At 66.9% G+C, this 14,703-nt stretch carries 11 protein-coding genes and 1 pseudogene; 3 read left to right on the top strand and 9 right to left on the bottom strand.

What is annotated here, in order from left to right; translation table 11 throughout:
• Positions 1-167: 167 nt before the first annotated feature.
• The gene (locus tag VT50_RS12650; RefSeq protein WP_078840706.1) at positions 168-644 is read right to left on the bottom strand and encodes an ATP-binding protein; all 477 of its coding nucleotides are present in this window, start codon (positions 642-644) and stop codon (positions 168-170) included.
• A 296-nt stretch (positions 645-940) separates the two neighbouring features.
• Between VT50_RS12650 and VT50_RS12645 the strand changes: the two genes are divergently transcribed.
• On the top strand, positions 941-1,816 hold the full coding sequence (locus tag VT50_RS12645) for a helix-turn-helix domain-containing protein (protein ID WP_053048556.1): 876 nt from the start codon (positions 941-943) through the stop codon (positions 1,814-1,816).
• A gap of 3 nt (positions 1,817-1,819) precedes the next feature.
• Positions 1,820-2,044 carry a DUF397 domain-containing protein gene (locus VT50_RS12640; RefSeq protein ID WP_075200342.1) on the top strand — a complete coding sequence of 75 codons (225 nt, stop codon included), beginning with the start codon at positions 1,820-1,822 and terminating at the stop codon, positions 2,042-2,044.
• Between the two features lie 151 nt (positions 2,045-2,195).
• Here the strand turns inward: VT50_RS12640 and VT50_RS12635 are convergent, their stop codons facing one another.
• The 3 genes from VT50_RS12635 to VT50_RS12625 form a co-directional block, all read right to left on the bottom strand.
• Positions 2,196-4,523 (bottom strand): ATP-binding protein, encoded by a 2,328-nt coding sequence (locus VT50_RS12635; RefSeq protein WP_078840704.1) that lies wholly within the window; start codon positions 4,521-4,523, stop codon positions 2,196-2,198.
• A 94-nt stretch (positions 4,524-4,617) separates the two neighbouring features.
• On the bottom strand, positions 4,618-5,253 hold the full coding sequence (locus VT50_RS12630) for a DUF6879 family protein (protein WP_046086177.1): 636 nt from the start codon (positions 5,251-5,253) through the stop codon (positions 4,618-4,620).
• Entirely contained in the window at positions 5,246-5,515 is a 270-nt protein-coding gene (locus VT50_RS12625; protein ID WP_046086176.1) for a hypothetical protein, read from the bottom strand. The genes VT50_RS12630 and VT50_RS12625 overlap by 8 nt, the downstream gene beginning before the upstream one ends.
• 250 nt (positions 5,516-5,765) lie before the next feature.
• Here VT50_RS12625 and VT50_RS12620 point away from each other — a divergent pair.
• A pseudogene (locus VT50_RS12620) lies at positions 5,766-6,182 on the top strand (hypothetical protein); the annotation flags it as partial.
• Between the two features lie 49 nt (positions 6,183-6,231).
• Here VT50_RS12620 and VT50_RS12615 read toward each other — a convergent pair.
• The 5 genes from VT50_RS12615 to VT50_RS12595 all read right to left on the bottom strand — a co-directional run bounded on the left by VT50_RS12615 (position 6,232) and on the right by VT50_RS12595 (position 14,695).
• Positions 6,232-6,480 (bottom strand): hypothetical protein, encoded by a 249-nt coding sequence (locus VT50_RS12615; protein ID WP_046086175.1) that lies wholly within the window; start codon positions 6,478-6,480, stop codon positions 6,232-6,234.
• Entirely contained in the window at positions 6,477-10,823 is a 4,347-nt protein-coding gene (locus VT50_RS12610; protein ID WP_476714037.1) for an RHS repeat-associated core domain-containing protein, read from the bottom strand. The genes VT50_RS12615 and VT50_RS12610 overlap by 4 nt, the downstream gene beginning before the upstream one ends.
• A complete protein-coding gene (locus VT50_RS12605) occupies positions 10,820-11,194 on the bottom strand; it encodes a hypothetical protein (protein ID WP_046086174.1) in 375 nt (124 codons plus the stop codon). The genes VT50_RS12610 and VT50_RS12605 overlap by 4 nt, the downstream gene beginning before the upstream one ends.
• 727 nt (positions 11,195-11,921) lie before the next feature.
• Positions 11,922-13,220, bottom strand: a complete 1,299-nt coding sequence (locus VT50_RS12600) for a restriction endonuclease subunit S domain-containing protein (RefSeq protein WP_046086173.1) — start codon at positions 13,218-13,220, stop codon at positions 11,922-11,924.
• Positions 13,220-14,695, bottom strand: a complete 1,476-nt coding sequence (locus VT50_RS12595; protein WP_240529144.1) for an N-6 DNA methylase — start codon at positions 14,693-14,695, stop codon at positions 13,220-13,222. The genes VT50_RS12600 and VT50_RS12595 overlap by 1 nt, the downstream gene beginning before the upstream one ends.
• Positions 14,696-14,703: the final 8 nt, after the last annotated feature.

Below are 14,703 nucleotides of genomic sequence, written 5' to 3'. Positions count from 1 at the left end.
TCCTGCCCCTCTTCTCGGCCTGAGGAGGGCGCGCCAGCGTCTCGGACGGTCAGCGGCTCGGCAGCATCGATCCGCACTGCCGATCCGTCATCCAGGGCTAGCACCACGGTGAGCCCACCCGATGTGCGCTGCTGGCTTCCCACGCTGCGGACGGTGCGCCACTCACCTCACACCCGTACGCACTGACCCGCTCGGACCGTCAACGCGGCGACCTCCACCCCGTCCCGTTCCGGCACCAGATCCGGGGCTTTCAGCTCGGCCCAGACAGTCTTCCCGATCCCGCACGCGCGCCTTTCACAGCCCCAGCGATGGGCCAGAGCCTCCACGAGCAGCAGCCCTCGCCCGCCTGTCTCGTCCTCTTCCGGCTTCCGCACCTCCGGCTTGCCCTCGCCGGCGTCGCTGACTTCGAGCCGTAGCACGCCCTCATCCAGCAGCCGCGCGATCCGCACCTCCACCAGTCGGTCATTGGGCACACGCACACGCAGGGCATTGGTCACCAGCTCCGACAACACCAGCTCCCCCACCTCCGCGGCCTCCTGCCCGACACCCCAGTCGGCGAGCACGGAATGCAGCAGCGCCCGCGCCCACGGAACGCTGCTCCGTCGACGGGGCAGGCGAAACTTGACTTCGTACGGTTCGCTCACGACAGCTCCCACCGATCCAGCGAGCCGTTCGAACTCCCCGGTGAGAGCGGGAACGTGCTCGTTCGTCAGTTACCCGTGCCTCTGAGTCGTTGCACGGAGTATTGCCACGCTCAGCGTTCAGTTGAGCGCATAACGTCATGAACGCTAAGCTGCACCCCACGGCCGGGCACCGTCAAGTCACACGTCATGTCAATTGACACGACGTTGCTTATTGATCGTTCTTGGCCACATCGGGATCGAGAATGTCCCTCACCCGCCCGGTCTTTGAGGTCAACTCGCGGGCACAAGGAGAAGCAATGACCAACAGCAATAGCACCTTGCTGATGTCACGCGTCACGTTCGGCCGGGCTCTGCGACGTCTGCGCCACGAGGCCAATCGCTTCACCATCGCGGAAGTTGCGGCGGCGCTCGGCTGCGACGTCTCCTTGATCAGCCGGATCGAGAACGGAAAGCGGGTCTGCTCCCAGCGGCACTTCGCCCAGCTCATGGACCTCTACGAGGTCTCCGCTGACCAGCGTGACGAACTTGCCGAGCTGCACGCATCCGCCCGGGAGCGACGCCAGCCGTGGTGGGCGCCGTACAGCGAAGTGATCAGCGCGCAGTACGAACGCTTCCTCGGGTTCGAGGCGGCAGCCTCGACTGTCCACGAGTATCAAGTCGGCATCGTGCCAGGGCTCTTGCAGACAGAGGCTTACGCGACGGCGGTAACCGGCGTGGGCTTCGCCTCACTGGGCCCAGACCAGATCGAGGCGCTTGTCGAGGTACGCAGCCTGCGTCAGCGGCATTGTCTCCACGAAACGACAGCTCCACTGGAGTGCCACTACGTCATCGCGCAGGCGGCCCTGGACTTCCAGGTCGGCGGTGCACGGACGCACCAGGAACAGTTGGGGCATCTGGTGGAGATCTCAGCGCATCCCAGCGTCGACCTACGCGTCATCCCCTACGAGAAGGGCGAACAGGCCGCTCAGATCTCAGCCTTTAGGATTCTCCAGTTCTCAGACGAAGACGTGCCCGACGTGGCCTTCGGTGAGTCGGTCGCTGGTAGCTTGACGATGGACGACCCACGGGACCTGCGACGCCTGCACCGACTGTTCCGCAGTCTCACCGATGCGGCCCTCTGTCCAGAGGAGAGCCGCGACGTCATCGCTCGTACGAGAAACAGGGGAAGCTAACTGATGGAGAAGATAGACCTCTACTCGATCGACCCTGCATCCCTCGCCTGGCAGAAGAGCAGCTTCACCGCGAACAATGGTGAGTGCTTCGAGCTGGCTCCCCTCCCCGGTGGAGGGGTGGCTGTTCGTGATTCGAAGAACCCATCCGGTCCGCATCTCTGCTTCACTTCCGGTGAGTGGCGAGCCTTCAAGGCAGGCATGGCCGCAGGAGACTTTGACAATCTATAATTCGATCTTTCGGAACAGCTCACCGGTTCAACTTGCGGATCTTTCGGCTGATCGGCCGGAAGGCGGAGGCGGGGAAGCCGCCAAGAAGATGAGCGCCGCCGAATCCGCGGCCCCGCCCCTGTCCACGTCGGCCTCCGTCTCGATCGGTGCTTCAGCTAGTTTCGGTTAGTCCACGTTCGATGGTCTCGCGCACCGCTACCGCGCGAGGGTCATCGAAAGCGGCGAGGAACCTCAGCGCCTCTGTCCAGTGTCGACGGGCTTCCGCTGGGTTTCCGCCGAGCAGGGCCGAGGCCAGGCCATCGAGGGCCAGGGCCTGGTGCCACTCATCACCGAGATCGCGGTGCGTCGAGGCAGCCTGACGGTGGAAGTCGGCCGCCTCGGCATGACGCCCGAGTCGGCGGTAGACCTCGCCGACGCCCTGCCAGGCCAGCGCCTCTCGGCTGCGGTCGGCGAGGCGTCGGTGGAGTGTGGCGGAGCGCTGGTAGGAGGTCAGGGCCTCGGCGTACTGGCCCTTCGCCTGCTGGGCACCGCCGAGGGTCAGCAGCCAGAAGCCCTCCAGGCGGAGGTTGCGGAGGGTGAGAGCGATGTCGAGGGCGGCCTGGGCTGAGACCAGGGATGCCTCAACGTCGCCCTGTTCGCGTTGGACGTCGCTCAGCACGCGCAGGATGTTGCCCTCGCCGCGCTGATCTCCGAGGGTTCGGTGCGCTGCCAGGGCTTGGTCGATGACGGTCGCCGCCTCCGGAAGCCGCCCGGCGCGATAGTGGGTGGTCGCGAGGTTGGACAGCGCAGTGGCGGCCCAGTGGGCGGCGTCCTGCTCCTGGAAGGCCGAGATGGCCTGCTCGAAGCAGCGGGCAGCGGTGTCGAGTCGTCTGCCGCGAAGGTGGTTCAGCCCGATCAGGTTGAGTGAGCGTGCTTCGCCAAGGCGGTCGCCCAGGTCGCGCCGGATGGCCAGCGCGTTCTCGTGGGATTCGAGGCTCTCGGTCTGGCGGTTGAGGCGGGTGTAGGCCATTCCGAGGTAGGTATGGGGTGCGCCTTGTGCGGCGCGTTCGTCCAACCGTTCGGCTGCCTCCAGGCCGATGCGGCCCACGGCCGGCCAGCTTGTGCCTGAGACGGAAGGGAACTGCGCGTTCCACAGGACTGTGGCCATCTGCCACGTCAGTCGGTCATATCCGGCATCGGCGGCCGTACGTATGGCCTGGAGGAGGTTGTTGTGCTCCCGCTCGGCCCAGTCCACGGCGGCGTCGTACTCGGATAACGTCAGCGGGCTGACGTTATCCGGGGCAGGCGTGAGGGGCACACGGTCCTCGGCGGGGTTGATCCAGCCCTGCGCGGCGTCGGCGGTGTGCAGGTACCACTCCAGCACGCGTCGCAGCGCTGCCTCCCGCCCGATCGGCGGCTCCTCGTGCTGGGCCTGGTCGATGGCGTAGGCACGCAGAAGGTCATGGAACTGGTAGCGGTCCGGGGCGGTCTGTTCCAGGAGGTGTGCGCCGACCAGAGAGTCCAGCAGTTGCCGGGACCGACTGATGCTGGTCGACCCTGCCAGGGCCGAGGCCGCCTGCAGCCCGAACTCGGGTCCGGGGTGCAGGCCCAGCAGGCGGAACAGTCGGGCGGCTTGCTCGGACAGGGCTCGATAGGACCACGCGAAGACGGTGCGGATGGCTTCGGCCTCCTCGTCGTCGCCGGTGCTCAGAGCGTCCCAGAGCGCCGATTCGTCACGCAGGTCGGCGATCAGGTCGTCCAGCCGCAGGTGGGGGTGACTGGCAGCGCGTTCCGCGGCTATCCGCAGAGCGAGCGGAAGTCGTGCGCACAACCGGGCCAATTCGGCGAGCTTCCGTTCGTCATCGACCGGCCGGTATCCCGCGGTGACGACGCGCAGCAGGGCAACCGCCTCCGGCTCCGGCAGCACGCCAAGCGTGAGCCGACGGGCCCCATCACGGACGGCGAGGCCGGACAGACGGCTACGGCTGGTGACCAGCACCAGGCTGTGTGCGCTCCCGGGCAGCAACGGCCTGACCTGGCCGACGGTGGCCGCGTTGTCCAGGACAACCAATACCCGGCGGTCGGCCAGCAACGAGCGGTATAGCACGGCGGCCGCGTCGAGATCCTGCGGTACGGCTTCGGCCGGGACACCGAGCGAGGTCAGCGAGCGGTGCAGGGCCTCGCGTGCCGCGACCGGCTCTCCGGGGTCGTAGCCGCGCAGATTGGCGTAGAGCTGGCCATCCGGGAAGCGCTCCCGGACCTGGTGTGCCCAGCGCAGTGCCAACGATGTCTTTCCGGCGCCGGCGGTGCCGGCGATCACGTATACCGAGACGACGAGCGGACCGCCGTCCTCGGTGGTGAGGACGGCATTCAACTGGCCAAGCTCATCGGTTCGGTTGACGAATCCGCCCACGTCGGCCGGTAACTGGCGTGGGACGGGGCTGGAGGAGCTCCCCGCGTCCGGTGTGCCCTCCGCGTGGAAGTGGATGCCCCCGTGCACACTTCTCGCCTGGACGACGTCACGTGAGGATCCCGACAGCTCGGAGTGGGTGCTGCCGAAGTGCTCGTCCTGTCCGCCTGGCGATGTGATCGGTCTACTCCCTTCCCGCGCTCAGGGTCGGCGGATCAAGGTGCGCCACCTCGCGGTCGAAGTAGGAGATCACCTCTTCACCCACCGCGTAGAGCGCCTTGATGTAGTTCTCCCAGCGCTCGACAAGGTCACGGTCGGTGTAGCGGATCGCGCCGTTCGCAATTCCTGCTTCGGTGTACAGGACTTGGAAGAGGGTGCGGCCGCCCAGCACAACCACTTCCGGAAGCGGGCCGGTGTCCTCCGAGGCGGCTACCTGGGCGGCGGGGACGACCCTGATTCGCTGCCCGTACTCCGCACGCTGCCGCTGGGAGTGGAGTTCCCACTGCACATACGGCGTCAGTGGCTGCTCGACCACCCGCACGCGGTGAAAGGCATACCCTCTGCGCTCGTCCTTCTGGGCGGTCGCGGCCAGGGTGTCGCGCCGGTCGGCGAGCAGCCGAAGCGCCTCACCCCAGTCACCCCGGCGGAGGGCGTCCCGGCTCGAACTGCCCTGCTCCTCGAAGTGCTGTCGGCGCTCCAGCTTCCAGGAACTCCCGTTACGGACCGCGTCCTCCCGTTGCCGGAAGTCCTGCTTGTAGGCGGTGCGGGTGAGCCGATCGCCCTGCTCGGGAACGAGATCGGGAGCGAGGAGGTCAAGCATCGGGGATGTCCTTCTTGGCCGCGCTGAGCATGTTCCCCGGGATGACGACCAGCCGCTCGTCAGGAGCGAGGTTCACGCCCTGCGGCAGGCGGGGACCGTAGACGGCCGTCAGATCCCGGCCGATCACAGCCACATCACCGTTGTCGAGCCGCCAGATGTCCGGACACTCGTCATTGCCATCGGAGTTCCCGAGCTCTTCGGCCGACTTCCCCAGCCGACGCTCGAATAACGCGGACGGGTCAGCCTCCCAGGCACGGGCCATGTCTGCCTCCGATCGAGGTGGTCAAGCACGCTGTGGCTACCCACTGTATCCAGGACCACACCCATAGGTGAGAGGGTCGCCCCACGCCCGAGCCGCCGGGTGGTGGCGCAGAAGCCGTCAGGGGCAGCTCCCCGTGCCGTCGGAGCGCCGGTCAGCTACGTGCGAGCTCACGTCACCGGCACCGGCACGGCCGTCTGGACCACCAGCTCACCGCCCAACAACGGCTCGGTTCGTCCTCATTTGCCGCGTCCCTCGCCCCTCCTTCCACTCCGTCGCGGGATTCGTCGCCGGTCACCCCAAGTGGTGGTCGCAGTCGTACTTCGGCGCGGTCGCCCGCCGGGTCGACCAGATCGCGGTGATGTCCTACGACACGGCGATGCCCATATTGAGCCTGTACGTAGGCTATGTGGCCCAGCAGACACGGCTGGCCATCGAGGCGGCCCCACCCGGCACCGACCTGCTGATGGGCCTCGCCGCCTTCCACACCAACGACATTGGCCACCACGAGTCGGCCGAGACGGTGACGGCGGCCGTCCGGTGCGCCCGCCTCGGGCTGAGCCGCGAGGACGCGCGCCGCGAGCGGTTCGGTGTCGCGCTGTACGTGGACTTCGCGGCGACGCCGGGTGACTGGGCCGCGTACCGGAGGGACTGGGGCGCGCCGAGCTGACGATGCCGGAATGCGTTCACAAAGGTCGAGCACATTGGTAAAGCGCTGGTCACTCGGTGAGCCCAAGCCCTTCAGGGAGGTCCACGAGAACTTGCCGACGATCCTCGTCCCCGGCTTCTTCAGCCATCTGGGCAATGGTCGAGATCAGCTCCGCTCGCTCGGTATCCGACAGAGCCCCTAGCGAAGTGGCGGCATCCTCGGCAAGAGCTGCCGACGCCTCCACAGAAATAGACTCTTCGTCGGACAACTCAAGGGATACAAGCAGCTCGATCAGCGCGCGAGCAATGATGGCATTCATGGCGAAACTATCCTCACCTTGATATTGATGATGTTCTGCTGCCCGAGCATTCTAGTGGCTCGCCGGTACGCACGCTGATCCGCGACCTCCCAGACGGCTGTTCGCCCATTCTGGGCGAGAGCCATGGATTGCCTGGTCGCGGCCAGCTTCGACTTCGGAGTGGTAGCGACACCGAGTTTCCGATCGATCAACTGGCCATCACGGAGCCCATCGAAGCGAACCGCCCCAGGAGTGCCATCTGCTTTGACATAGTCAAGCGATGGGACAAGCCTCTTCCGTGAGGAAACCTCACTTCGAGCCCCATGTGCGCCAGATTCATACGCATCTGCGGCTGCCGATCGAGTTGTACCCTCAGTAACCCAATTGACCTTTCCAACTTTGCATCCCGCCAGGCCCAACGGGTCAATCCAGCTGAGCGGATCAGCAACATACGCATAGTTATTTAGCGCCGGTTCGATGCCTAGCGGATCGGGAGTGATGTAGCGGGCTGTCTCGGCGTCGTAATGACGGTGATAGTTGTAGTGCAACCCGGTTTCTGCGTCCGCGTATTGGCCGGGGAAGCGGAGGGGACAGTCGGCTGACGATGTGCTCGCCCCGGAGGGGAAGTGAGTGCCCCAGAGGGTGGTGCGGTGTTGCCAGGACAGGTCACCGGCCGCGGTGAGCAACTCCGTTGGGGTGCCGACCAGGTCCGTGATGATGGCGTGGAAGCGGGGCGTGGTGTCGTCATCGGCGCCGGTGAATTTCTCTATGAGGGATTCGCCGGGCTCGCGCACCAGTGACGTGTGGTCGGTTTGGGTCAGGGGGCGGTGGGTGTCCGGGGCGTAGTCCCAGGTGGTGTGGTTGCCCTCTGGTGTGGATTGTTCGGCCAGGCGGGTGTCTTCCCACGCGAAGGTCAGCGATTCCGCGACCGTGCCGTCCTCGGCCAGGCGTTGTTTGGATATGCGGCGGCCGAGGGGGTCGTATGTGTAGTGCCAGTGGTCGCCGTCCGGGGTTGTCGCGTCCGTCAGGCGGTCTTCCGCGTTCCAGGTGTAGGTCCAGGTGCGGGTCCGGCCGTTGAGGAGTTTGCGGGTGCGGCGGGTGAGGCGGCCCTGGGCGTCGTGTTCGTACGTTGTGCGGCCCGCTCGGTGGATCACTGCGCCGGTGAACTCGCGCTTCCCGGGGGACGCGTGGGCAGGGGCTGTGGCGTGCGTCAGGTTGCCCGCCGTGTCGTAGGCGTATGTCTCGGTCCAACCGTGCGCGTGGACGGCGGTGACGCGGCCGACCGGGTCGAGGTCGAAGCGGCGCGTGCCCGACGTCAGTTCGCGGATCTCGGTGAGGTAGCCGTCCGGGCGGTAGGCGTAGGAGCGGTGTTGGAGGATTCGGTTCGCCTCGTTGCCACGGCCCTCGGCGATTGTCTGGGTGGTCAGGCGGTCTGACCCGTCCCAGGTCTGCGTCAGTCTCACCGCCTCGCCCAGGCGGCGTTCGGTTTCCCGTCCCGCCGCGTCATACGTGAAGGAGAGGGTTCCCGAACCGTTGTCGAGGCACGTAGGGCGGCCTGCCTCGTCGTACGTCCACTCGCTCACGATGCCGCTGGGAGTTATGCGCTGGGTCCGGCGGCCCACGGCGTCATACGCGTACGTCGTCGTGCGGCCGTTGACCGTTTCTGACAGGACGCGACCTAGCGCATCGCGTTCGATGGTCAGCTCGGCGTCCGCGTTAGTCGCTTGGGCCAGTTGGCCGACGGCGTTGTAGGCGAAGGTCGTGGTCTCGCCCGCGTCGTCCCACTGCTCGACGGCACAGCCCAGCGCGTCCCAGGTGAACCGCATCGTTTCGCCGGCGCCGTTGGTGCGGGTCAGCAGGTCACCTGCCGCATCGTGGGTGTAGGCCACGGTACGGCCGTTGAAGTCGGTCTCGGAGGTGAGCCGGCCCGCCGGGTCGTAGGTGTAGGTCCAGGTCAGGCCCTGGGGGTTGGTGACCTCGGTCAGGCGCAGTTCGGTGTCGTAGGCGAAGGCGTACCTCGCACCGTCCGGCTCCGTACGGGTCGCGGGGACGTCGAAGTGGGTGGACGTCTGGTGGGTGGTGTGGCCCGCCGGGTCCGTGTGGGTGAGGAGGTTGCCCTCGCCGTCCCAGGTCCAGCTCTCCCGGGCGCCGTCCGGCTCCTGGCGCCACGCCGGTTTGCCCTCGGTCGTCCAGCCCATACGGGTCGTATGGCCCAGCGGATCCGTCGCCTCCACCACCCGGCCGAAGGGGTCCCGGCGGATGCGCGTGGTGTGGGCCAGCGGGTCCGTTACGGCGATGGGGAGCCCGGCCCCGTCCGGGGTCAGGTGCGTGGTGTTGCCCAGCGCGTCCGTCACCTCGGCCAGGTGGCCACGGTCGTCGTACGCGTAACAGGTGGTCGCGCCCGTCGGGTCCGTGGTGGCGGTCAGGTTCCCCGTGTCGTCATACGTATGGCGCCATGTCCCGCCGCCCGGCTCGGTGACCTCCACCGGCAGGCACAGGTCGTTGTACGTGGCCTCCGCCCGCGCCCCGTCCGGCAGGGTGACACCGGTCAGGTTGCCGTCCTCGTCATACCCGTAGCGGGTGGTACGGCCCAGGGGATCCGTCACCGAGACCTTACGGTCACCGCGCGCGTCCCACTCCGTCAGCGTGGTGTGGCCCAGCGGATCGGTCTCCTCGACCAGCTGCCCGTCGGCGCTGTACCGATACCTCGTCGCGTGGCCGAGCGAGTCCGTGTAGACCGTCGTCCGCGCCTCGTCGTCGTACTCCAGGCTGCCGTTGAAGACGCCGTCGCTGCCCTCGGTGCGCACCACCTTCCCGTCCGGCCCGTAGACGTACCGGAACGACGTGCCGTTACGGTCGGTCCAGGACGTGACCCGCCCCTCGCCGTCGTAGGTGAACCACATAGGTGTGCCGCTTGAGTTGATGACCTCGGTGAGGTTGCCCGCCTCGTCGTAGCCGTAGCGCATCACCACCATGCCGCTCGCACGGTTCGTCTCGGGCTCGTAGACCGACGGTGGCTCATCGAGGAGCCGGAGCGCGGTGATCCGCCGGCCCTCGGTGTCGATGGCCAGGTAGTAGCCCCCGGAGTGGCGGATGGCCAGCGGGTTCCCGCCCGCGGCGCGCTCGATCTCGATGCGCGCGCCATTGCGGTCCTGCAGGCTCTCCAGGACCAGGTAGACCGCGCCCGGCTCCTCCGTGGCGGCGGGACGGACGAACGTCCGCACCACACCCGCCTCCGGATCGGTGACCGTCATGACGCCATCAGGTTTGCCGTCCCACTCCAGCGGCCACCGCGCACCCTTCGCGGGCAGCGTCGGCACCCCCGGCTCCGGCACCGGATACACCAGCCGCATCCCGTCCGCGGCGGCGAACACCACGCCCTCCGCGTCCAGCTGGACCCGCTCGTCCAGCAGACTGGCCCACGTCGGGCCGAACCACACCCCACCCCGGTACGAGGACACATGAGTACGCTCAAAGACCAGCGGCAGCGAACCCGGCAGCGTCAGATCAGTCTGCTCCATCAGCATCGCACCCGTCGCGATGTCGACCGGCTCACCCGTGCACGGGCACTTCCTGGCCGGGCGGGCGGCCGGACCCTCCTCGATGAGGTTCGGCCGCATCGAGGGCACCTTCGGCGGCTTGAGCAGATCCGGGACGCCCGTGAGCTTCGGCGTCACACCGGGCTCGAGCACCCCCAGCCCGGCGCCGAAAATACCCCCGTCGACCATGCCGTCCTTGGCCGCCTGGTTGACCTCGTCCAGGCTGAAACCCTTCTGCTGCCCCAGAGCGATCTTCACCGGCTGGGCCACCGCCGCGTCGATCGTCACCGACAGCACGCTGGTGAAGACCGCACCGGTGAAGATCTCCGCGGCCAGCGTCGCCACCGCCTCCTCCACCGCGATACCCAGCCCGCTCGCCATCGCGATGATCTCCGCGGCCACCTCGTCCGAGGCGCCCCCGGTGAACGGGGTCAGCAGGAGACCACCGACCAGCGCGGCCGCGTCGATGGCGATCTGCGCCTTCAGCGCGTCGATGGCGTCGTCGACCTTGTCGGCGAACTTCTCCAGGAACTTCGCCATGTTCCGGGCCGACTTGGCGAGATTGCTCAGCCAGCCCTCGTCCTTGCCCTTGGCGTAACGCCCCCAGAAGGTCTCGAAGGCGTCGATCGCCTCGCCCTTGTTGTGGTGGATGAGCGTCGTGGCCGCCTTGTTGGTGGCGACCCGCACATCGTCCACGCTGTCGGCGAACGTCCGCCAGGCGTCGGCGGCATCGCGCAGGGTGCCGGAATTGGCGTCCGGCCACCACATGCCCAGCTTCATGAGGAGGGCCTTGGCCTTCTCCTCGATATCGCTCCCGAAGCTCACCGATGGCCGTCCGCGCCCGGACCCTGGTCATGACCCGAGCCGTGCTTGGCCTTGGTGAACATGCCCTCGATGAGCTTGTCGTTGTCGACATGACCATCCGCCATGTCGTACATCGCCTCGTAGATGCTGGTCAGGCCGAGGACGAGAATGCCGGCCGCCGACTCGATGTGCTTCTGGTTCGGCTTGTACTGCTTGCCGAAGTCCTTCCCCGGCTTGTCGTCCCCCCACGGCTCGCCATAGCCGTCCAGTGTCGAGATCAGCGTGGTCAGCGCCTCACTCAGCTTCACCGCCTGGTGGTGGAACGTCGGCGCGACGGACTTGATGTCCGCCACCTTGATGTCCAGAACCTTGCCGCCGCCCCCGGTGCCCATGCGACGCCCCCCTCGACCGAACGAACGTATGGCAAAAGGTTCATCATATGAAGGTGTGAACGAGGCTCGACCAATCTGGGGTATGGCATGTGCAAAGCCGCGGTCATATGTGTCAGCCAGGTCGAGCACTCGCTGTCTGCTGCCATGGGGTCAGGGGTAGGTTCAATTCCTGTCGTCCCGAGGTGTGATCAGCGGGTTTGCCCGAAACAGCAGGCGCGCTGGTGATGTTCGTGTGCCCCGTGGCGGCAACGTGATGACCCAGCTCTTCGGCCGATCTCCCCAGCCGACGCTCGAATAACGCGGACGGGTCAGCCTCCCTGGCACGGGCCATGTCTGCTCCGGTTGAGGTGGTCGAGCGCGCCATTGCTACACAGTGCAGCCAGGGCCGTACCCGACGGTGAGAGGGTTGCCTCACGACCAAGCCGCCTGGTGGTGGCGTGGGAGCCGCCTGAGGTGGCTCCCACCCGGTGCGGGCGGAGCGCCGGTCGGTTACGTGCGCGTTTGAGTCACTGGCACCGGGAAGGCCGTCTGGATCACCAGCTCACCGCCCACCAATGGGTCGGTTCGCTCCATGTACCGGATCCGTCGCCACCCGCAGTACTCATCGCCATGTCACGAATCACCGCCGCACTCGCTAATGAATCGTGATGGTCTAACCGCAACACCGAAAGAAGGCCCAACAGCATCCCGCCAACGGACAATATCCCCGCCGTCTTCCTTCCGAAGTTCACGGATCAGGCCGATCATTGCCGGTCATACCCCGTGATGCGGGGCCCGCGGTGGGACGAGGAGCAGGAGCGCTCTGCTCTTCCGGCTCGGTTGTCGGTTCCCGGAGGACGCCGGCCTTCGCGGAGATGTCGCACAGGAGCGCGTCCCGCAGGGTGTGCAGCGTTGCGATCTTGGCGACAAGGAGTCGCGCCATGGCGTGCAGGGAATCGGCCATCGTGTGGAAGTCGGTGCGCGTGAACCGGTCCGGCCAGGTGACCTCCAGGCGCTTGAGGGCGCCGGCGGAGATTTCCCTGCCGTTCTGGCCCTGCGCAAGCCGCGTGATGTCGCTGCTCCTGCTCCTGAGTTCGTGAAGCAGCCACCAACCGTCCTCGTCCTCATTAGGTCGTACGGCCACGACGCCTCTGAGAGGTGTTGCTGGTCGGCTCGGCACAGCGATGTGTGCGCCGTCGGAACGGGTGCTCAGCATCAAGGTGCCGGGAGGATGTGCGTCGCCCTCGTTCGCTGGACTGCTCAGACGGAAACTCTGGACGTGGGGCACGGGGAGGTCGTAGAGATCTCTGGGGGCGATCACATCGGTTACATCGGTGGTGGGTTCTGCGGGCAACGGGGGAAGCGAGCGTTCGGAACCTTTGCCCGTCTTCGGTTTGGCGACTTTCGCGAGCGGCCGTGTCTCCCCCGGCGGAATCGCCGATGCCCAGTCGTCATGGAGAGCGTCGGCCAGTTCCACCGCCTTGCGGGCGGTCTCCTGGTAGAGGGCGGTCATCCCCTCGATGAGGCCGAAGGCCCGGTGGTATGCGGTGACGACGTCTGGCGGAGGCAGCGGAAACAGCATGCGGTGGAGGGTGCCGAGGCTGATGGTGGGCTCGACATGTGTCGTCACGTCCTCGTCGATATGAGCCTTCGCTGTGGGTGTCTGTAGCCAGATACGCAGCCACCGCACTATGTGCGGCTCAGCTCGGATGATGCCGATCGACCTGGTTGCTGTACATCCCGCGTGCTCGGCAGTGACCAGTGCGGAATCGCCCACCCGCCGGACGAGTACGACGGCCAGGTCGCCCTCCTTGAGGGTTGCCCTGCTGGGCGCGGAATTGCCCGGCCGACACTCCTTGGTCCTGGGCGAGAGGATCCTGCCGTTCTGGACGAACGTCGAGCTGACGACTCCTGCGGTCTGTTCGGCAGCCGCGTCGTCGAGGAAACCGGAGGTGGTGTAGATGCGCCTGCGGATCCGCTCGATTTTGATGGAGGTCGTCTGCCAAGCCGCTCTACTCGAGTCGACCTGGTCGGCGTTGGCTTCCATCAGATCTCCTCCAAGACGTCCAGCAGTCGGAGCTCCAGGTCGCGCATCTGCTCAAACTGATCGGCCAGTTCGAGCTTGAGCTGCTCGACCCGGTTCCGTGTGTCCCGCTCGGGGCTGGGAGGCTCCACGGCGTACGAGGTCGGCATCAGGCTGTACTCGCGATCGGCGATCTCCTCGGTGGAGCAGCTTCGGGACCAGCCGGCCGCGTCGTGGTACGGCGCGACCGCAGCACCGTCCTCGGAGAGGCCACGCCAGGCCGCCAGGGTGGTCAGGATCAATGCCGTGTTCTTGTCGCCCAGCCTCCGTGCTCTCGACTCCGGGACCGGTTCGAAGGCTCGCCGCGCGTTGACGAAAAGCACCTGCCGGCGACGGTCCAGGGCACCCCAGCCGTGGCGCGCGCTCTTGTCCCTGTTGAGCACCCACAGACAGGCGGAGGCTTTGGTGTGACCGAACACGCGAGGTGGCAGAGCGATCACGCACTCGACTAGATCGTCGCGCAGGAGGCGTTCGCGGAGCCTTCGGGGGACGGGCTGTCTGCTGTTGGCCACGCTATCGGCCATCAGGAAGACGGCACGTCCGGCCGGAGCCAGCGCGTGCGCGATGTGCTGAATCCACGCGGAGTTGGCGGACCCTCGGGACGGCGGTTCCTCCGGCCACCGGGGATCGGCAGGGAGCGGGGGACCCGACCGGCGGGCGCCCTGCTCCATCTTGTCCTCCGGCGCCCAGTCGCGCTGGTTGAAGGGAAGGTTGGCCAGGATAATGTCGTGGGGCTCGCGCTCGGGCTCCGCGAGGCTGTCCCCGGGCGGGAAGACGTGAGCCGTGATCCCCCGCACCGCGAAGTTCATGCGGGCCACCTGCGAGGTGTGGGCGTGCTGTTCCTTTCCATGCAAGGACATGGTTGGGTTCAGCTCGACGCGTTCGCGGACATAGCGGTGACTCTCGACGAGCAGTCCCCCTGAACCGCAAACCGGGTCCAGCACTCTGTGCCGGTCGCGGGGGACGGCCGCACCGACCATCAGACGCACCATGTCACCCGGCGTGAAGTAGTGGCTGCCGTCTGCCTGGTCCGCCGAGAGATCACGAAGGCACTGGTCGAGCAGCGGCCCGACCCGCTGGGTGGAGCCGATGGCCTGGACGAGAGCGTGCAGTGGTCCTTCGGAACCAGGGGGCGGAACGGGCATCAGGCTCCTCATGTCCACGTCTGCGCTCTGTTCGTCGGCTGCGGGAAGCCAGTGGCTCAGACACTTACTCACGGCAGCGCGGATACCCGAACCGCGCCCTGCTGGCTGCCCCAGCAACCACGACCATGTCGGTACGCCGGTGCCGGGAGCGGCGTGCGCGGTCCGGCTCAGGTACAGCAGCCCGAGGACGAGGCGAGTCGCGTCATGGGCGTTCATCAGCCGCGAAAGGTGCGTGCGGTGTCGGCGCACCTTCGCGAGCACTTCGTCGAGCGAGGAGGGACCCTCGGCCTGCACGTATCCTC

It is taken from the genome of Streptomyces antioxidans (genome assembly GCF_000968685.2).
Classification (GTDB): Bacteria; Actinomycetota; Actinomycetes; order Streptomycetales; family Streptomycetaceae; genus Streptomyces; species Streptomyces antioxidans.
This window is presented reverse-complemented; position numbering and strand designations above follow the sequence as displayed.